At 58.3% G+C, this 18,592-nt stretch carries 18 protein-coding genes; 10 read left to right on the top strand and 8 right to left on the bottom strand.

From position 1 onward, the window contains the following. The first annotated feature begins 42 nt into the window (after positions 1–42). From QPM17_RS16560 to QPM17_RS16535, 6 genes are all read left to right on the top strand, one after another. Positions 43–798, top strand: a complete 756-nt coding sequence (locus QPM17_RS16560) for an amino acid ABC transporter substrate-binding protein (protein WP_285392029.1) — start codon at positions 43–45, stop codon at positions 796–798. 26 nt (positions 799–824) lie between these two features. After that, positions 825–1,499, top strand: a complete 675-nt coding sequence (locus tag QPM17_RS16555; protein WP_285392028.1) for an amino acid ABC transporter permease — start codon at positions 825–827, stop codon at positions 1,497–1,499. Next, positions 1,496–2,242 carry an amino acid ABC transporter ATP-binding protein gene (locus QPM17_RS16550; protein ID WP_285392027.1) on the top strand — a complete coding sequence of 249 codons (747 nt, stop codon included), beginning with the start codon at positions 1,496–1,498 and terminating at the stop codon, positions 2,240–2,242. The genes QPM17_RS16555 and QPM17_RS16550 overlap by 4 nt, the downstream gene beginning before the upstream one ends. 32 nt (positions 2,243–2,274) lie before the next feature. After that, complete coding sequence (locus QPM17_RS16545) at positions 2,275–3,507, top strand: ADP-ribosylglycohydrolase family protein (protein WP_285392026.1); 1,233 nt, start codon at positions 2,275–2,277, stop codon at positions 3,505–3,507. Between the two features lie 156 nt (positions 3,508–3,663). Then, positions 3,664–4,653 carry a hypothetical protein gene (locus QPM17_RS16540; RefSeq protein WP_285392025.1) on the top strand — a complete coding sequence of 330 codons (990 nt, stop codon included), beginning with the start codon at positions 3,664–3,666 and terminating at the stop codon, positions 4,651–4,653. Between the two features lie 83 nt (positions 4,654–4,736). Then, positions 4,737–5,114, top strand: coding sequence for a cupredoxin domain-containing protein (locus tag QPM17_RS16535; protein WP_285392024.1), 378 nt, complete (start codon positions 4,737–4,739; stop codon positions 5,112–5,114). 34 nt (positions 5,115–5,148) lie between these two features. Here QPM17_RS16535 and QPM17_RS16530 read toward each other — a convergent pair whose 3' ends face one another. From QPM17_RS16530 to QPM17_RS16510, 5 genes are all read right to left on the bottom strand, one after another. Beyond that, complete coding sequence (locus tag QPM17_RS16530; RefSeq protein ID WP_285392023.1) at positions 5,149–5,847, bottom strand: SDR family NAD(P)-dependent oxidoreductase; 699 nt, start codon at positions 5,845–5,847, stop codon at positions 5,149–5,151. Between the two features lie 52 nt (positions 5,848–5,899). Then, positions 5,900–6,094 (bottom strand): hypothetical protein, encoded by a 195-nt coding sequence (locus tag QPM17_RS16525; RefSeq protein ID WP_285392022.1) that lies wholly within the window; start codon positions 6,092–6,094, stop codon positions 5,900–5,902. Positions 6,095–6,108: 14 nt separating this feature from the next. Beyond that, the gene (locus tag QPM17_RS16520; RefSeq protein WP_285392021.1) at positions 6,109–7,323 is read right to left on the bottom strand and encodes a YeeE/YedE family protein; all 1,215 of its coding nucleotides are present in this window, start codon (positions 7,321–7,323) and stop codon (positions 6,109–6,111) included. Between the two features lie 17 nt (positions 7,324–7,340). Beyond that, the gene (locus QPM17_RS16515) at positions 7,341–8,297 is read right to left on the bottom strand and encodes a sulfurtransferase (protein WP_285392019.1); all 957 of its coding nucleotides are present in this window, start codon (positions 8,295–8,297) and stop codon (positions 7,341–7,343) included. 87 nt (positions 8,298–8,384) lie between these two features. Further along, complete coding sequence (locus QPM17_RS16510) at positions 8,385–9,230, bottom strand: DUF547 domain-containing protein (protein WP_285392018.1); 846 nt, start codon at positions 9,228–9,230, stop codon at positions 8,385–8,387. A gap of 194 nt (positions 9,231–9,424) precedes the next feature. Here QPM17_RS16510 and QPM17_RS16505 point away from each other — a divergent pair, with 194 nt between their 5' ends. Then, a complete protein-coding gene (locus tag QPM17_RS16505) occupies positions 9,425–11,479 on the top strand; it encodes a TonB-dependent receptor (protein WP_285392017.1) in 2,055 nt (684 codons plus the stop codon). A 36-nt stretch (positions 11,480–11,515) separates the two neighbouring features. Here QPM17_RS16505 and QPM17_RS16500 read toward each other — a convergent pair whose 3' ends face one another. Both QPM17_RS16500 and QPM17_RS16495 read right to left on the bottom strand, forming a co-directional pair. After that, positions 11,516–12,433 carry a sucrase ferredoxin gene (locus QPM17_RS16500; RefSeq protein WP_285392016.1) on the bottom strand — a complete coding sequence of 306 codons (918 nt, stop codon included), beginning with the start codon at positions 12,431–12,433 and terminating at the stop codon, positions 11,516–11,518. Beyond that, positions 12,430–13,251, bottom strand: a complete 822-nt coding sequence (locus QPM17_RS16495) for an ABC transporter ATP-binding protein (RefSeq protein WP_422732779.1) — start codon at positions 13,249–13,251, stop codon at positions 12,430–12,432. The genes QPM17_RS16500 and QPM17_RS16495 overlap by 4 nt, the downstream gene beginning before the upstream one ends. A 138-nt stretch (positions 13,252–13,389) precedes the next feature. Between QPM17_RS16495 and QPM17_RS16490 the strand changes: the two genes are divergently transcribed. The 3 genes from QPM17_RS16490 to QPM17_RS16480 are packed head-to-tail and all read left to right on the top strand — an operon-like array spanning position 13,390 to position 16,381. Then, complete coding sequence (locus tag QPM17_RS16490) at positions 13,390–14,340, top strand: ABC transporter substrate-binding protein (RefSeq protein WP_285392015.1); 951 nt, start codon at positions 13,390–13,392, stop codon at positions 14,338–14,340. Continuing rightward, entirely contained in the window at positions 14,334–15,338 is a 1,005-nt protein-coding gene (locus QPM17_RS16485) for a FecCD family ABC transporter permease (protein ID WP_285392014.1), read from the top strand. Before QPM17_RS16490 ends, QPM17_RS16485 begins: the two co-directional genes overlap by 7 nt. Beyond that, complete coding sequence (locus tag QPM17_RS16480; RefSeq protein ID WP_285392013.1) at positions 15,335–16,381, top strand: FecCD family ABC transporter permease; 1,047 nt, start codon at positions 15,335–15,337, stop codon at positions 16,379–16,381. Before QPM17_RS16485 ends, QPM17_RS16480 begins: the two co-directional genes overlap by 4 nt. A gap of 46 nt (positions 16,382–16,427) precedes the next feature. On the opposite strand, the gene QPM17_RS16475 is transcribed toward QPM17_RS16480, so the two are convergent. Beyond that, the gene (locus tag QPM17_RS16475; protein ID WP_285392011.1) at positions 16,428–18,554 is read right to left on the bottom strand and encodes a TonB-dependent receptor; all 2,127 of its coding nucleotides are present in this window, start codon (positions 18,552–18,554) and stop codon (positions 16,428–16,430) included. Between the last annotated feature and the right edge of the window lie 38 nt (positions 18,555–18,592).

Here is an 18,592-nt window from a genome sequence, read left to right as displayed (position 1 = left end):
CGACTATGCTTCAAGTAAGATGCACGTCGGAAGGAGGTTATTATGAAAACACTATTGATCAACACGTTATTGACGATTGCCATATTCGCAAGCGCACCTTTGCTTGCCCAGGATGGCCCCCTGAGGGTCGGGATGTCCGGCCAGTATTTCCCGTTTACCTTTGTAGAGCAGGATGAGCTCAAAGGCTTCGACGTCGATGTCATGAACGCCATTGGCAAGGAGATGGGACGTGACATCAAGTACGAAACCGCCAACTTCTCGGGCCTGTTTGGCATGCTGGAATCCGGGCGTATCGACACCGTTGCCAACCAGATCACCATCACCGAAGAGCGGCAGAAGGCGTATATTTTCAGCGAGCCCTACGTCTATGACGGTGCCCAGGTGGTGACCAAGAAAGGCAACACCGAAGTCGAGAGCGTGGAAGACCTCAAGGGGAAAACCGTTGCCGTAAACCTCGGCTCCAACTTCGAGGCACTGCTGCGCGAGCTACCCTACGCGGACGAGATTGATATCAAAACCTATGAGAGCAACCTGGAGCGGGACACCGCCCTGGGTCGCGTTGATGCGTTTGTGATGGACCGGGTCAGCGCCAGCCAGATCATCAAGGAGAAGCCTCTGCCACTGGAGTTGGCCGGCCCCACCTTCTCGCAAATCACCAACGCCTATCCGTTCCGCGACACCGAGGCCGGACGGGCCCTGCGGGACGAGGTTAACGAAGCCCTGGCAGCCCTGCGCGACGACGGAACCCTGGCGTCCATTTCAGAGAAATGGTTCGGCACGGACATCACCCGGCCCTGAGGGGCAATACCGAGGCCTGATTCCCTATGGACGTGTTGAACGTCGAGTATATGCTTGGGCTGGTACCTGTCCTGCTCAGGTACCTGCCCCTCACTCTGCAACTGGCCGGTATCGGCATGGTGTTTGCCCTGATTCTCGCCTGCCTGTTTGCCGTCATCCGGGTGCTTCGCATCCCGGTGCTCAACCAGCTGACCATCGTCTTCATCTCCTTTTTCAGGGGCACACCTCTGCTGGTGCAACTGTTCCTGTTCTACTACGGGTTGCCGCAACTGGCCAGTGCGTTGACAGTGATCGATGGTATTACGGCAACCATCATGGGCCTGACCATGCACTTCTCCGCCTACATGGCCGAATCGATCCGGGCCGCCATCGTGGGTGTTGATCGCAGCCAGACCGAAGCGGCGCTGTCGATCGGCATGACCAATGGCCAGATGATGCGGCGGATCGTGCTGCCCCAGGCCACACGGGTGGCGTTGCCCACACTGATGAACTACTTCATCGACATGATCAAGGCTACCTCCCTCGCCTTTACCCTGGGAGTCACTGAACTGATGGGAGCAACCCAGAAGGAAGCCGCCGGCAGCTTCCTGTACTTCGAGGCGTTCATTGTGGCCGCCATCATGTACTGGATTGTGGTTGAACTGCTTTCCAAGCTGCAGAACCACCTGGAAATCCGCCTGAACAGGGCCTATAGCCGATGATCAAACTGGAGTCACTGAGCAAGCATTTTGGCACGACCGTGGTACTCGACGGCATCGATCTCACGATTGATAAGGGCGAAATTGTCGTGATTATCGGGCCTTCGGGCACCGGTAAATCCACCCTGCTGCGCTGCATCAATTTCCTGGAACAACCCACCGCCGGCACCATGACTGTTGGCGACCTCACCGTGGATGTGAAAAAAGCCAGTCGGGCAGAGATTCTCTCCATGCGGCGGCGAACCGCCTTCGTGTTCCAGAACTATGCGCTGTTTGCCAACAAGACAGCACTGCAGAACATCGCCGAACGCTTGCTGGTGGTGGATAAATGGCCCAAAGAAAAGGCTTACCGAAGAGCCCGCGAGATCCTCGACCAGATCGGCCTGGGGGAAAAAGCAGATGCCTATCCCGCATCCATGTCCGGCGGCCAGCAGCAACGGGTCGGTATCGGCCGCGCCATGGCCGCCGGTGCCGAGGTCATCCTGTTCGATGAGCCCACGTCGTCGCTGGACCCTGAGTGGGTGGAGGAAGTACTGGGGCTGATGAAACAGCTGGCGTCAGAACGCCAGACCATGATGGTGGTCACCCACGAAATGTCTTTCGCCAGGGACGTAGCCGACCGGGTGATTTTTATCGACGGCGGCCGCATTGTGGAGCAGGGGCCGCCCAGCGAGATCTTCTACAACCCACAGGATCCGCGGACAAAGGACTTTCTGAAGAAGATCCTCGCCACCAACCCTGTGTAAAGGTCAACACATCGACAAGGGAGATATCCAGAATGAGCCACTCCGTTGTCCAGCGAATTGAAAATGCCCTCTGGGGCGCTTTCATCGGTGATGCACTGGCGATGCCGGTGCACTGGTTCTATTCCCCAGAGAATATCCGCAAACAGTTCCCCGGAGGCATAGACCGCTACTACCCAGCCCCCCATCCCCATCCGGACGCTTTCATGCTGGGCATGGGCTATCAGCCGGACGTAGAGAAGGCGAGGGCCGCCGGGCGGAACTACGACATCCTCCATCAGCATGCCCGCTTTTACCACACCACCTATAGTGACTTCGGCTTCTCGCTTGAAGACCGTGACGGGGAGCATGGCAACGCAACCGCCGCTCTGGATAAGCGCATGCATTATCACCACCGCCTTGAGGCGGGGGAATCCACCCTCGGTGCGGGGCTGATCCGTGTGCTGATGCGCTCCATCATCAACCGGAGCGGTTACAGCCAGGACGGGTTTCTGGACGATTTTATCCGGTATATGACCCAACCCCGTGACAACAGGGACCCTTACACCGAAATTTACCTGCGGCGCTGGTTCGAGCATTACAGCCTGGGGGAAGCACCGGAAAACTGCGCCGAACATCAGCGCCGCGTATGGTCCATCGGCAGTGTTGGCGGGCTGGTAAGACCACTGGTACTGGCATTGCTGGACCCGGGCAACCCCTATCTGGCCACTGGCATGGCACTTGGCCACCAGCAACTGACCCATCGCTCGGAAATGGTCAGTAGCGGCCTTAGCCTGCTGGTGCCTGCCTTACTACGACTGGTGAACGGTGAAGCCCCGGAAACCATCTTCAGGGAGTTGCTCCAGCAGCTCCCGGCGCCGGCTGTCTCAGGCCAGGCACTGTTCCAAGCATATCGTGACCACGATGGCCCGGGCAATATTCCCGCGGATGAAATCTGGCGCCTGCACATGAGCTTTCTGAGCAAGAGCGCCGCAGCGCAAAACCCGGAGTACTTCGCAACCGCGTGCTATATCGAACAGGCGCTACCGCTAATGGCGGCGCTCGGCAATCAGCAGAATTGTGATTTCATCGGCACGCTCAGGGCCAATGCAGAGGCCGGAGGCGACAGCGTGCATCGGGGCATGGTGCTGGGACTGTTACTGGCAGCGGGCAGCCATGACGTGCCGGAAGAATGGCAAACCGGGTTGAAAAATCACCAGAGACTGGCGAAGGAAATCCGCCAGTTCGCCGCAATCGCCGCCCGGGGCGATGGCCACCTGGCGCTTTAGACGACTACCCGTTTTCCATGAGCTACATTCACTTGTAACACTGGCCAGAGGTAAGTGTCACTATCATAAAACCTGCTTAAGGCAGGCAATATCATGGGCCGTAGATCGCAGATTGCGGCTGCTCACTCCAAGGTAACAACGGGAGGAAAGACAACCATGTTTTTCATGAGCAAATCCAACAGCAAACCCAATTTTGTCACCCTGCCACTGGCTGCAATGGTGGCATCGGCGTTTCTTGCAGGTTGCGCCTATTCCGGGAACTCCGGAGAAAAAACATCGAAACCGCTTGCCGAAACGCGGGTTACACAGGAAGAGGGCAAAGTGACCTACTGGGTTTTACCTGGGCCCCGAAAACTGGACCGCGAAACTTTTGGCACGCCGGATAATCCGAAGATGCTCCTTGAGCCCAAGATTAAGGCAGCAACGCAGGCCAAGGGGCCGGCAACCGTTCCGGAGCTTTTAAAGCAGGTTCCGATTATGGTGGCTGCCCCGGAGAAGGCCCGAAAGGTAACGCCCGACGGTGATTACGTATTCGCCCAGCCAACGCCGTTTTCCAACGATGCGCGGATTATTCAGGGCAGCTTCGAAGCCACTTTCACCGACATGGTGAAAACCGACCCGCCAGGCAAGCCCGGCCAAACGCCGGACACGGCAGAGTTTACGGCGGAATTTCTGGACCCCCAGGGTAACGAATACCGAGTGGTGCTGGACCATGTGGTCAAGCCGCCATTTCCCGGTTATCAAACCGAGGGGGGCGTGATGCTGGACTCGGTTCACCACGGTACCAACGGCACAGGTAGCCCGCTAATGCCAAAAGTCGATACCGTCGCTGCCCTCTGGGGTGTAGGGGAACTACACATCAACGGCGAGCTGGTGGACGATCATCGCGTAATGCACCTGATGACCTCCGAAGTGGTACGGAACAAGGACTACGAACTGGTCCACACCGGGGATCTGCCGTTGGCGCCAGAGGAGCGTCATATAGGAGGGCAGGAGCACCACACTCACCTGATGATGCCACCTATCAAGGGCACCAGTAAGGGGCCGGTATTTTCACCTGTTCCCACTGCCTTCGAGCTGCCCAACGGTAAGAATCAGCCATTCCTGCACATCATGTTCGAACAGGATGAGGTAGAGAGGCTCTGATTCCAGACCCGTCAGTCCTCAAATGACGGTCCGGGCTCTTGCCCGGCTCCGTCTGTAAAACGCCCATTATCGAGGTGAGTCCCATGAAACTCTTTGGCATGTTTTCGTATATAGCGCTATTGGTGGCTGGTGCACTGGCAGCGAGCCCTGGCGCGGTTTCTGCCCATCAGCATAAGGATGGTGATACCAGGACCGTAGAGGTGGTGGCGAAAGAGTTCACCTTTGAGCCATCGAGAATTGAGGTAGCGCCTGGCTCCAGGGTGGAAATAAAGCTGATCAACGAGGGCAGCCTCAGCCACAACCTGCATATTGCCGGCGATGGAATGAAAACCGAAACCATTCAGACCGGAGATACGGATACCTTGACCGTGACCGCCCCTGAAAATGGGAAGCTGGCGTTTTTCTGTAATGTTCCCGGGCACAAGCAGGCCGGCATGACCGGCGAGATTGTTGCCCACTAGCGGACACCAAAAAAATATTGGCGCTATAACAACGCTACCAGCTTTCCCCGAACGGCCGGATATCCAGTTCAAAAGTCCAGGCAGAAGGGTCCTGCTGGCATAGGGTCCAGACCGCATCGGCGACGGCCGAGGGCTGGACAAAAAAGTCGTCCGGCTTGTCCGGAAGCAACGCCCGCGTGCGCGGCAGGTCCACCACACCGTCAATCACGACGTTCGCCACATGGATTTTCTCCGGCCCCAGCTGGCGTGCCAGTGACTGGGCCAGGCTGCGCTGGGCCGCCTTGGCAGAGGCAAAGGGTGCAGTGTTGGCCCTGCCCCGTGTTGCCGCGGAAGCACTGGTAACGATAATGCTGGCGGTGTCATGCTGGCGCAGTTGCGGTAGGACAGCTTTGGTGGCCGCCACCAGGCCTCGAACATTGAGGCGCCAGTTGGCTTCGAATTCCTCCATGCTGGCCTCTTCCACGCTTTTGAAGACCCCTCCACCGGCGTTATACAGCATCACCGACACCGGCCCGAGCTCGCGCTCAATGGCGGCCAGCACAGCAGCAATCTGCTCCGGTTCCATCATGTCACAGACAAAGGCGCGGGTACCGTCGATCGATTGTTCCAGCTGCTTCAGATAATCTTCGCTGCGGGCCAGCATGGCTACCTGAAAACCTTCATCGCTGAATCGCCGCACAAAGGCCTCACCATTGCCCGGGCCAACACCCATCACAACACATACCTTGTTCATCAGCTGTCTCTCCCGCCGGTTATACCGGCTTGTACGTCAGTATCAGAACCCATCAATCCCGTGTTGAGGGACACGGTGCCCCGCAGGGGGCACAGGCGGTTTCATCGCGCAGGCTCAACGCTGTCTCCACGTTACCCTGACCTGAGTTGAACGCAAAGGTGGGGCTGCGCAGGTGATCCGCCATAATCAGCGCCAGAATGATCCCCAGCATCACCAGAATGCGGGCGCGGCTGTAGGGTCGCTCCATCGTTTCCTCCCACATCAGTTGGGCAACCGGAACCACGGCCGCAGCCCAATACCGATCAGCGAGCCGACAAATGCGCTGGCAAACCAGACCCAGGCGTGCAGGCTGGCAGAGGCAATACCGGAAAACAGCGCCCCGATATTGCAGCCGAAGCCCAGCCGGGCGCCGTACCCCAACAGCAGGCCACCCACAACGGCAGCCAGGAACTGGCGACCTTCCGGGCGGTTGCGACTGGCCTCGTTAAAGCGGTTGGCCAGGCCCGCCGCCAGCATGGCGCCAAGCAGAAGCCCGAAGTTCATGACCGATGGGATATTGGTCAGCACGGAGTCTTTCAGCGCCATGGCCGGATAGTCCCAGGTCCAGAACTCGAACTGGGACATATTCACGCCAACCACCTCCAGGGCTTTGGCGCCCCAGACGTTGAACGCGAAAGTAATGCTCCAGGGCGCGCCGCCGATGGCCAGGGTCAGCGCGTTGCCGGCAGCCAGGATCAGTATCGCCCAGGTGAAGGGCCAGCGGCCACTGATCAGGGTTCGGAATACCCCGTGCCCCTGACTTTTCCACAGCAGTTCATCCCGCTCGACATTGCCATGGGCTTTACGCTCAATGCGGTTGACCCACCAGGCGATCAGCCCGAGGCCGACAAACTGAACAAGAATGGCGCCGCTGATACCGAAACTGCTGACCAGCGGCACCGGGTCAAACCCGGGCTGATCCAGCCACCAGGGCAGATGGATGGAACCGAGAACGGCACCGGCAATAAAGAACACCAGCGTAACCACCATACGAATGTTGCCGGCCCCCACGGTGAACAGCGTGCCAGAGCCGCACCCCCCACCCAGCTGCATGCCGATACCAAAGAGGAAGGAGCCAACCACCAGGGACGTACCCACCGGCGCGACCGCGCCCACAAGACCGGTCTGGCCACTGTGAAGCATAGGGACCATGATCAGTGAGGTTACCCCGAACAGCAGCAACTGGGCGCGCATGCCGGCGCCGCGTTTCTTGACCACCAGATTGCGCCAGCCGGCGGTAAAACCGAAAGCACCGTGATACAGCGCCATGCCCAGCACTGTGCCGATCACAAACAGTGCCACCATGAACGGGGCGGTTTCCAGCCAGATGAGTCCGCCCAGGAGAGCAAATCCCACCAGCGCGGTTGATACGATAAAACGGTCCACCTGCCAGCCGGGCTGCTGAAGCCCGGGCTGGAGAACTGCGGAATCAACCATTACGTGTCCACTTGATGTCAGTTAAACAGGTTCAGGAGTCTGGCAAGACCCTTCTTGGCCACCTGCACGGGGCGGTCGCTATCCTGGGACCACTCCGCCATGGAACCATCATAGAGGGCAACCTCTTCAAACCCGGCCAGCTCACTCAGCACAAACCAGTCCGTGGCGGCCCAATGACCAGTATTACAGAAGGCGATGGTACGGGTACCGGGATTCAGCTCAGCCTCGTTTACCTGAGCGGTGATGCTGTCTTCATTGAGATACCAGGCCTGATCGCGCTCACCCAGAAAATCCACGTGGGGCAGGCTGCGTGAATCGGGTATGGTGCCTGGCACCCTCGCTGCCGGCGACTGGTTCTCACCCCGGAAATAGTCCGACGGGCGGGCGTCCACCAACTGGGCCTGAGTGCCTCTGGCTTCCTCCACTTCTTCCAGTGAGGCGATCAGGTGTTGCTGGAGTTTACCCTCGAATTCGGTAACAGCGGGCCGCACACCATCACCACTGGCAATATCGAATCCCTGGGCCTTCCAGCCAGCGGAACCACCATTGAGAATGGTCACATCATCATGACCCAATACCCGGAAAGTCCAGTACACCCGGGCGGCACTGCCAAAGTCTGTCGCGCCAGTGCCCGCAGGCACAATCACCACGGTATCGTCATTGCCAATGCCCAGACCACCAATCAGGCGTTCCAGACTGGCTACCGGAGGCAACAAGCCGACGACACCATCCCGGCTTTCCCGCCAGCCATCGCCGGTATAACTACTGTAGATAGAGCCGGGAATGTGAGCTTTCTGAAAGCTGCTGCGATCGCCACCGTTATCAATAGCGGAACGCACATCCAGTACCACCAGGTTGTCCCGGTCAAGATTCTCGTTCAGCCAGACAGCATCCACCAGAGGCGGTGTTTCGCCACCTTTGGCCATTGCCAGCGAACTGGCAAAGACCAGAACAATCGCTAATAAACGGCCCATGACATTGCTCCTCTGCGCTCATTTTTGAACGATCATTATGAAACCAATGAACCGGAATGCATAGGCGGTTTTCTATTGTTTTTTCTTCTAACGGAATTCCGGGAAGTTTGCCGGCTTATTCAGAGCCCAGTCATAATCAATGAACTTCATCGCCGATGTCTCTACAACCCGATCAGCAACAGATGAATCCGCCCATTCCTTTATGAAGGCTTTCCCTGAACCGGCGGCCTCTGCAAAGTCCTCTTCATACCACTTGAACAGTTCTGTGACATGGAGAACATCCTCCTTAACTTTCAGGTGGCGTGCGGTATTGAAAGCCCGGCGGGTATTTTCCGCCAGCAATTGCTCTAGGTTGTCGGCAGTGTAGACAGCTTCCCGTAAAGGCGGACAGCCAACGGAGGCACAGTTAACCGCAAAATGGACGCGCGCGTCCTTCCAGCCTTTGTCCGCGTACTCCTCGCCCAGCAAGATCTCTTTTTCCATCTGGTTGAGGCTGTATTCCTGCCCACCTATCACGAATTTCTTGCGGTCGAAGACACTATCCACAAAGGGATTTACACGTCCGCCATAGTCCCAGACCGACGCAACAAGCTCTCCATCGGGCCGTTCCGTCAAAATCTGTTCGAGCATGAAGAAATTGTAGGCGTTTATCCAGAAGGCAACGGATTCTGCCCTTCCCTCCAGGACACCGATATCGACTTCTGCGAACAGTTCACGTTGCGCCGACAACAGGTCGCCTGTCTGGGGTGCTTCCAGGGCGCTTTCATAGTCAAAAGCTGATACCAGGCCGTCACCAGGGGTTGTGGCTTCGGTCAGGTGCTGTGTCAATAATCGTTGGTATGGCTCGAACAGAACCTCATCCGCAACTGCCGCCACCGGCAGGAACCATCCAAATACCATCAGGTACGGGATAAGCAGTCCGGGCTTGATCACTAATGCCTCCGTTTACTTAAGGGATCGCTGTGTAAGGTTTGCTTTTCAACACCCCTGACACGCCAACGGGGAACTTGTTACACCTTTACTCGTATTGATAATCGATTACATTTAGTTTAGATTCCGCATTCTTAGTGAGACCAACCACCAGGTGTCCCATCATGCCGCTACCAATCTATAGACTAGGTGTTCCAATGATCCTTGCGCTTGGATGCGCTTCAACTGCCACAGCACAGGAAGGCTCTGATCCGGTTCCACAATCGCTTGGTACCCTTGAAGTCACTGCCACACGTGGCCTTGACTCCCTGAATGTAAACCCCGGTGCCGTCACTGTTGTCGACCGCGACGCTATCGACAGGCAGTCCTCTCTGGGTGGTAATCTTGGCGATATCCTGGCCAAGACCGTTCCCGGCCTGTCGCCTTCTACCCACGGTTTAACCACCGTTGCCCAGACCCTGCGGGGCCGAAATCTGTTTGTTCTGATTGACGGTATTCCCCAGACCATCAGCCTTCGTGACGGGCTGCATTCATTGAACTCCATCGACCCGTCATCCATTGAGCGCATCGAGGTTATCAGGGGCTCAAATGGTGTTTACGGTTTCGGCGGTACCGGTGGCATTATCAACATCATCACCCGCAAGAACGAAAAAGGCGCACCTCTGTACCGCACTGAACTGAAAGGCGGTTTCTCAACCGAGCACATCAAGGACAGCGAGCAGTTCGGGCTGTCCCAGAGTGTGACCGGCGGCTCCGGTGACTTTGACTACCAGTTCCGTGGCGCCTATGAGAAGCGGTCGAATTTCTTCGATGCCGATGGCGACCGCATCCCACCAGACCCGAACGGCCAGGGCGGTATTGCCGACTCCCGCGAGTTCGATCTTCTGGCCAAGCTCGGCTTTGATCTGGATGCCGACAAACGGTTGGAACTGACCACCAGCTACTACGACATCAAACAGGACACCAACTATGTCCTCCAGCCTGGCGTGTATGGCGAGCAGAAGACCCGCGCCGTGAAAGGCGACCCGGGCGGCAAGGACCAGGGCACCGAAAACCTGAATGTGAACCTGACCTACAGTGATCGTCAGCTGTTCGGTGACACCTCGCTGGGGGCACAATTTTACTATCGTGACTATATGACTCGTTTCGGCTACTTCGCGACTTTCTACCCCGGTGGTGGCCAGTCACTGACCGAATCCGAGCGCATTGGCTCACGCCTCGATTTTGAAACGCCGTTTGACGTTATGTCCGGAGCCAAACTGCTCTGGGGACTGGATACCCTGATGGAAACCACCTCACAGCCACTGGAGGACGGACGAACCTTCGTGCCAGAGATGGACCAGAACAGCGTAGCGCCTTTCCTGCAGGCGGAACTCCGGCTGGATTCAAAATGGACCGTCAATGCCGGTGTCCGATACGAAAAATTCTGGTTTGAAGTAGACGACTACACCACAGTCTTTGGTGCGGATGTCGAAGGCGGCGAGCTGGAATACAGCGAAACTGTGTTCAATACTGGTGCCCGATACCAGGTTAACGATGTCTGGGCGGCTACCGCCAGCTTTTCCCAGGGTTTCACCGTGCCCGAGATTGGCCGCACGCTGCGCCAGCCCCAGGAAGGCACCTCACTTGAGCAGATTCGTCCTGAACCTCAAGTTGTCGACAATTATGAACTTGGCACCGAGGCGGTATGGGATCGTGCCGATCTCGCACTGGCCCTGTTCTACAGTGAGTCAGATCTCGGCACCAGCCTGGCAGCCGCCAACGCCGACGAACCCATCCCGGTGCTCAGAAGTCCTGAACGCATCTATGGGTTCGAAGCGGAACTCAATGTCTATCCCACGAGTGACCTGAGCACTGGTGGTACCTTCACCTGGCTGGAAGGCAAGGTGGACTCGGACGATAACGGCAGTTACGACACCTACCTGGCCGGCAACCGCATCCCTCCACTCAAGGTAACCGGCTACGTGGAACACGACACCACAGCGCGCTGGACCAATCGCCTGCAAGCCATGGTGGTGGGTGACCGGGACCGCTTCAGTGGCAGCGGATTCGGGGTAGGTGAAGTGGAGTCCTTCACCGTGCTGGACCTGACCAGCCAGTGGCGGACCGGTAATGGCGACATCACCCTGGCAATCAGCAACCTGCTGAACGAAGACTACTTCCCGGTGATTTCGCAGATCTACAATTTCGACACCCAATACACCACCGCACCAGGTCGCACCGTCATGCTGACCTACGGTGTGGATTGGTAAACAGGGGATTGGTAGAAACCAGACATCAGGCCGCTATCAAAGCGGCCTGATGTTTTTTACCACCCAGCACATTGATGTCGTGGGCCCTTCATCCAGATCGGCGCAGGTATCCACACGCATTAGTTCCGTGGTTCCGCACTGTGCTACCAGCCCCCCTGACGTATCATCCCCATGCCAGTGAACCTGGACGGTGACATCGCCACCCTCACTTCCGTCGGATTCGGCCATCACTGAAAGCCTGGCGCTGATACTCCTCGCTTCCAGCCACTCCAGCGCCGCGATCTCGGCACACTGTTGCGCCGGCGTCAGCAGCGACTGGCCCCGGTAGCAGGGCAGGTAGGGCATGCCCTCAGCCTCGTGCTGAAGCAGGGGCAACACCTGTTCTGGCGCCACCCGGCCATATTTGCGCATGGCGGGAAACACCATCACGCTGGCAGCTAGCCGGCATCCCCCCAGATGGGAGCTTTCCCATACGTCAAACGGAAGCTTCCGGTCCGTGACTGTTGAGGCGAGCTCCTGGTAGGCCGCATAACCAAATTTGGCGCAGCACTTGTCCTTGCGACCGTGGGTGCAGCACAGCACCAGCGATTTGGTGATGGCCGCACCAGACCATCGCGACAAATCATCACCGGATTCCAGATCCCTCAGAAACGCCGTCAGCTCGTCACGGGGCACATCAAAACAGCGCCCTTCGGGCAGCAGGTAGATCCGATGGCGGGAAGCCGGGCGACCGCGCTGGTCAATCAGATTCACCCGCCGCCCACTGGCCGCAAGACGATTTATCCGTCCGGCCAAATCGTCGTCCATGTCCCGGGCGGTTCGCAGACTGCGGGACCACTTCGGTCGCGGCCAACTAATCAGCAGGTTGCTGGCAGCATGGGCGGCGGTGCCGGCGAGGGGGTCACCAGCCTGAGCGCTTTCAACGGAACAGAACCGGTGAGCGGCAGCCTTCATACGGCTGCCGCCTGCGACCGGGCAGCGCTACCTGACCGGGTCCGCTTGACAGGCACACAGACCGGTCGGCCCGCTACGGGTTCGGGGATAACCTGGGCATCAAGATCAAACACCTGTTTAAGGTTGTCTGCCGTAAAAACCGCCTCCGGTGTGCCGTCGTGCATGATCCTGCCCGCCTTCATCATTACCAGCCGATCGGCATAAGCCGCGGCTAGGTTCAGGTCATGGAGCACCACAAGCAGTGTCCTTCCCTTCTGGTGAGCCAGGGAAACCAACAGCTCGAGAAGATCCACCTGTACTTTCAGGTCAAGGAAGGTGGTGGGTTCATCCAGTAGCAACAGCTCCGTTTCCTGGGCCAGTACCATGGCAATCCAGCAACGCTGGCGCTGGCCGCCACTGAGAGCATCCACCGGTCGTTCCGCGAAGGCGGCCACATCCGCCACAGCCATGGCCTCTTCAACGGCGGCTTCGTCATATCTGGACCACTGGCGCATCAGGCTCTGATAGGGGAAACGACCGAGCCCTACCAGTTCCCTGACGGTCAGGCCATCCGGTGCAGAGGGACTCTGGGGCAGTATCCCCAGGCGCTGCGCCACGGCTCTGGTGGATTGTCGATGGATATCGGTGCCATCCAGAATCACCTGGCCGGCATCGGGAGTCAGGGTTCTTGCCAGGGTTTTGAGCAGGGTGGATTTGCCAGAGCCGTTGGGCCCGAGCAGAACAGTGACACTGCCATCCTGCACCGTGAAGTCCACGTCCGCCAGCACCTGCCGGCCATTGTATCCTGCGCAAAGGCCTTCGCCGCGCAATCGGGGCAGGTCGCCGGATTCGGGTATTGGAGAATGTCGGTTGAGGGGCATGTTGGCGTCGCATTTGAGTGTAGCCAAATGATATTATCTCCCATTCTCATTATCAAATCGGCACGTCGTACCGATCGTCAATCAACCGGATTTGCCATGATGCTCCGCTACACTGGCCTCATTCTGATCACCACCTTGCTGGCCTGCCCCCCGACAGCCAGTGCCAATGGTTCCCCCACCGTGGTGGAACATGCCCTCGGCAGCGCAAGCATCCAGGGCAGCCCTGCACGTATTGTTTCGCTCTATCAGGGTGCCACCGATACCGCCGTGGCGCTGGGCATTGAACCAGTCGGCGTGGTGGAAGCCTGGACCGAAAAGCCCATGTACTATTATCTGCGGCAGGATCTGGGAGAGGTCACCTACCTTGGACTTGAAACCCAGCCAAACCTGGAACGCATTGCCTGGCTGTCACCGGACCTGATTGTCGGGGCCAGCAACCGCCACCGCACTATCTACCCGCTGTTGGACCGCATCGCCCCCACCGTCATTCCTGGTAACGTCTACGACTTCAAGGCACTGCTTGAGCTGATGGCAAAAGCGACCGGTCGTGTGGCGCGTGGTGACGCACTGCTGGCGCAGTGGCGGGCCCGGGTGGAGGATTTCAGGGCCAGGATCCAGCGCAAACTGGGCGAGCAATGGCCCCAGGAGGTCGCGATACTGAGTTTCCGGGCGGATCATGTCCGAATCTACTACGGCGGTTTCGCCCGTGCGATCCTTGATGAACTGGGGTTTACTGCTCCGGAAAGTCACCGCAAGGCAGGCTGGGGCATAAAGCTCACCAGCCAGGAGAGCATCCCCGCAATGGATGCGGAGGCAGTCTTTATCTTCATGGAAGACGACCCGGCGGTGCTGCGCACCTACGGGGCCTGGTCCAGCCACCCCCTCTGGAAGAACCTTCAGGCGGTCCGCCAAGATGATGTCTACCAGGTGGACCCGGTGACCTGGAACATGGGTGCCGGCATCATCGCCGCCAACCGGATGCTTGATGAACTCTACCGGCACTACAATCTGGAGCAGCCCGACCGCCAGGGGTGCACACAATGCTGACCTCACTGCTGGCAAGAACGTCAGGGGCCCTGCTCTGCCTGACTTTTTTCGTGGTGGCCATGGCATCCAGCCTGGTGTTTGGCAACATACCGGTCTCGCTGGATATGCTTATCGCAAGCTGCCTGGATTACGACCCCGGCTCGCTGGAACACCTGGTTATCCGCACCGAACGTTTTTCACGCACTGTGACCGCTCTGATCGTGGGCGCGGGCCTGGCCATTGCCGGCGTGCTGATGCAGACACTCACCCGTAACCCGTTGGCCTCCCCCGGTATTCTGGGCGTAAACGCCGGGGCGATGTTCTTCGTAGTGGTGGGCGCCACACTGTTTTCACTGACCTCACCCTCAGAATTGGTCTGGGCCGCTTTTACCGGGGCGGCTACCGCTGCTTTTCTGGTCTACTTCCTGGGTCAGGAGGCGGGGCGCGGTATCTCTCCGGTGCGCACGGTTCTCGCCGGGGTGGCCGTCACCGCCCTGTTTGTATCCTTTGCTCAAGGGTTGTTGATCCTCAACCAGAATCGCTTCGAGAGCATCCTGTTCTGGCTGGCTGGGTCCGTGTCCGGTCGCGAGCTGGCCACCATAGTTCCACTCCTGCCGGGCTTCGGCCTGGCCCTGCTTGTGGCGCTGCTGTTATCCCGGCAACTGAACCTGTTGGGGCTGGATGACGAGGTAATTCGCGGCCTGGGCCTGAGGGTGGGGCAGATACGCCTGTTGGTCGGCCTAACTGTTATCGTGCTGGCGGGCACATCCGTGGCCATGGCCGGGCTGATCGGGTTTGTTGGCCTGATCGTGCCACATATGGCCCGTGGAATTTTCGGCACCGATCACCGCTGGCTGTTGCCCATGTCCGCCATCCTCGGCGCCACACTGCTGCTGGCCGCCGACACTGTGGCGCGGATGATCATCCCGCCCCAGGAAGTTCCGGTGGGGGTGATGACCGCCCTGCTTGGCACACCGCTGTTCCTTTATCTCGCCCGGCAAGTAAGGCAGCTGTCATGACCCGCTCACTTGTCCTGAGAACGCCCGGCGACCGTTACTCGCTAAAACTGAATATCAGAGTGCTGAAGATGACGCTGGCTCTGACCGCACTGCTGGCCATAAGCAGTATTCTGGCTCTGGCCTCCGGCAGCCATCCAACCTCATTTATGGATGTCCTGGGCACGCTGGCCGCCCCTGCGCGGTCAGACCTGGCACTGATCATTCTGGAAATCCGCCTGCCGAGGGTGATCATGGCCATCCTGGTGGGGGCTGCGTTGGGCTCGGCTGGTCTGATTCTGCAGGGCCTGGTAAGAAACCCGCTTGCCTCTCCAGACGTCATTGGCATTACCAGCGGCGCCTCTGCAGCGGCTGTTCTGTTTCTCTGGCTGGGTGGCATCACCGGTACTTCATTACTACTGGCGCCGGTTGCCATGGGAGGTGCCTTCACCGTAGCCCTGTGCATTACCGCCCTGGCCTGGCACCGTGGTATCAGCCCTGCCAGGCTGGTGCTGGTAGGTGTCGGGCTGGCAGCGGCACTGACGGCGGTTACCACTCTCCTGTTAGTACTCAGTCCCGACTCCACCGCCATGAACGCCTATATTTGGCTGACAGGAAGTCTCTACGCCTCACAATGGCACGACGTGACGGCGCTGACACCCTGGCTGGCGGTTTGCTTGCCTCTTGCGCTCATCAAACTACGACATCTGGACGCCCAGTCAATGGGGGAAGACATGGCTCGAGGTCTCGGCAGCGCCTTGCAGGGCCATCGCCTGTTGTTTCTGGTACTGGCGGTTGCCCTCGCCGGTTCCGCTGTTGCCTATGCCGGCGCAGTCGGTTTTATCGGCCTGATAGCACCACATATGGCTCGACGGCTGGTCACAAGTGGCCACACAGGCCTGTTACCGATTGCAGCACTCATCGGTGCGCTGATTCTTCTGTACGCGGACTGGATCGGACGGGTGGTCTTCATACCCAGGGATCTGCCGGCAGGCGTCTTCGTCGCCGGTATCGGCGCGCCGTTTTTTGTGTACCTGCTGTACCGGCTCAGGCACGAGCCGGGATGAGAGCACAGCCCGGGGCAAAGGCGCCGGGCTGTGGAGTGGGGATTAGTCAGAAGTCGAGCTGATAACCGAGGGTGACAGTGCGGCCACGGCCCTGAAAATAATACTGATCACTGACCCGGGCAGACTGGGAGTAGTACGTGAAATAGTCTCTATCCAGCAGATTCTCAACACCCAGAGAGAATTTTCCAGCTCGTGTCTGGTAAGCCATGGAGCCGTCCAGTAATGCGTAGCCATCGAAGTCCTTGTCGTCACCTTCGATATCACGATCCAGGAACTGGCTGAACTGCAGGTGGCTCGACAGTGCCTGTGTCCAGGCCGCAGACCAGCTCAACCGAAAGGTTTCAGGTGCAATGTTGATACCTGTCAGCTTCTTGTCGACACCCCCATCACCATCGGTATCAGATTTACCAGACGCATAGGTGTAGGAGAACGCAAGGTTGTGCGCCTCGTTCATATCCGCATCGGCGGTAATTTCCACACCCTTGATCTCGGTTTTTTCGCGCTTTCCGACCCAGGTGCCATTCTCCTCGGTCAGGCGCTCACCGAAATCCGAATCCGACTCGTAGTAGCTCACCTCGAGGTGGTAACGATCCCAGTCGAAACGAGCACCCAACTCCCGGTTGTCGGTCACAATGGGCTCCAGCTCCAACAGGTTATCGACATCCTGCCCGGGATCACTGATACCCCTCAACACACGACCGACATCCGGCATGCCAAAGCCTTCGGAATAGTTGGCAAACAGCTGCATGTGGTCGGTCGCCTGGAAGATAATACCGGCGTTGAACAGGGTTTCCTCGAAGTCCGGGTTGCCGCCCTGTACGGTGACGTTGTCCTGGGTGACATTGCTGCGATCAATAGTGTTGTATGTGTCGACCTCGAGCTCCGCCTGTTCATGGCGAACACCGGCTTGCAGCATCAAACGGTCGGTCACGGCGACATCGCCCTGTACAAAGGCCGCGTAATTGCGGAAGCGCGACTTGGGGACATAGGTTCGTCCGGTTTCCACCAACATCTGGCGGGTTTCATCTTCGAGTACGTCCAGCCCTGTTGTGAGAGTCAGGTGATCATTCAACAGGCCATCCCGGGTCAGGGTGAATTTGGCACCCAGCTTATCGGATTCGTTGCGGGTCTGATCGAACTGAGTGTTGCCGTTACTGTCCTCATAGGGAAAGTAGGGGGTGGTCCCAAACTGTGCGCGGAAGGTCTGGCTGTAGAGCTGGGTATCGATCTGGTTGCCCAGCCAATCCCCATGAGAGTAGGAAAGACGGGCGGTAGTGACTTTGTTGTATCCGGGCTCTCCGTCGGGAATACCCGGCCTTGCAGTAGTGGGTACGCCTTTATCGCGGTCGCCGGCTACCGGCACGTAACCGCCCTTGCCTTCGAGCTCAAAACGATTGACGAAAAACTCCACGTTCTGGTCATCATCCAGCCAGTAGCCCAGCTTGGCAAGAACGTCGTAGCTTTCCGAGTTCTGGATCTCTCCCGGGTAGGCAACGCCAACCAGGCGATCTTTGCCATCGTAGAAGATGCCGCGCTCCTGGAAATTCCCGCCCAGCAGATAGTCCCAGCGCTCCTGCTGACCGCTGACCCGGTAACCAACCTTGTAACCCTGGCCATCGGAATCCACATCGTCGTCTGTGCTGACGCTCGCGGATACAGACTGGGAAACCCGACCACTCTCGGGTTTGCGGGTGACAAAGTTGATGATGCCACCGGTTGCTCCCAGACCATGCTCGGCACTGGCACCATGAATCACCTCGATACGTTCAACCATATCCAGGTCAATGGTGTAACTGTCCCGCGCACTATCCCGCAATGGATTACTCTGGGGCACACCATCCACAAGAAACAGGGGCGACCGGCCACGGAAGGTTTCCCCGGCATTGGACAGCTTCTGACGTCCGGGTGAATACGAGGGGATCAGGTTGCTCAGAACCTGGCCCGGATCGCTGGAAATGGCCTGCTGCTGTTCGATCTGCTCACGGGTGATGATCGTTGTTTTATGCGGAGTCTCGCCGGCCGTACTTTTGTTACGGGTGGCGCTGATAACAAGGCCGGGGAGACTTTTGACGTTCTGATTTGACAGGGTGTTGGTATCGGGTTGTGCAAGGGCAGTACCGGGAACCGCCATGGCCAAGGCCAGCAGCAGGGAACGTGACTCCAGGGTTTTCATACGCAGGTCTCGAATCGTTAATGCATTTCGCCTGTACC

The organism is Marinobacter azerbaijanicus (assembly GCF_030250645.1).
In the GTDB taxonomy this organism is placed as follows: Bacteria; Pseudomonadota; Gammaproteobacteria; order Pseudomonadales; family Oleiphilaceae; genus Marinobacter; species Marinobacter azerbaijanicus.
The sequence above is the reverse complement of the archived record's forward strand: the minus strand, read 5'-3'. Positions and strand labels throughout refer to the sequence as shown.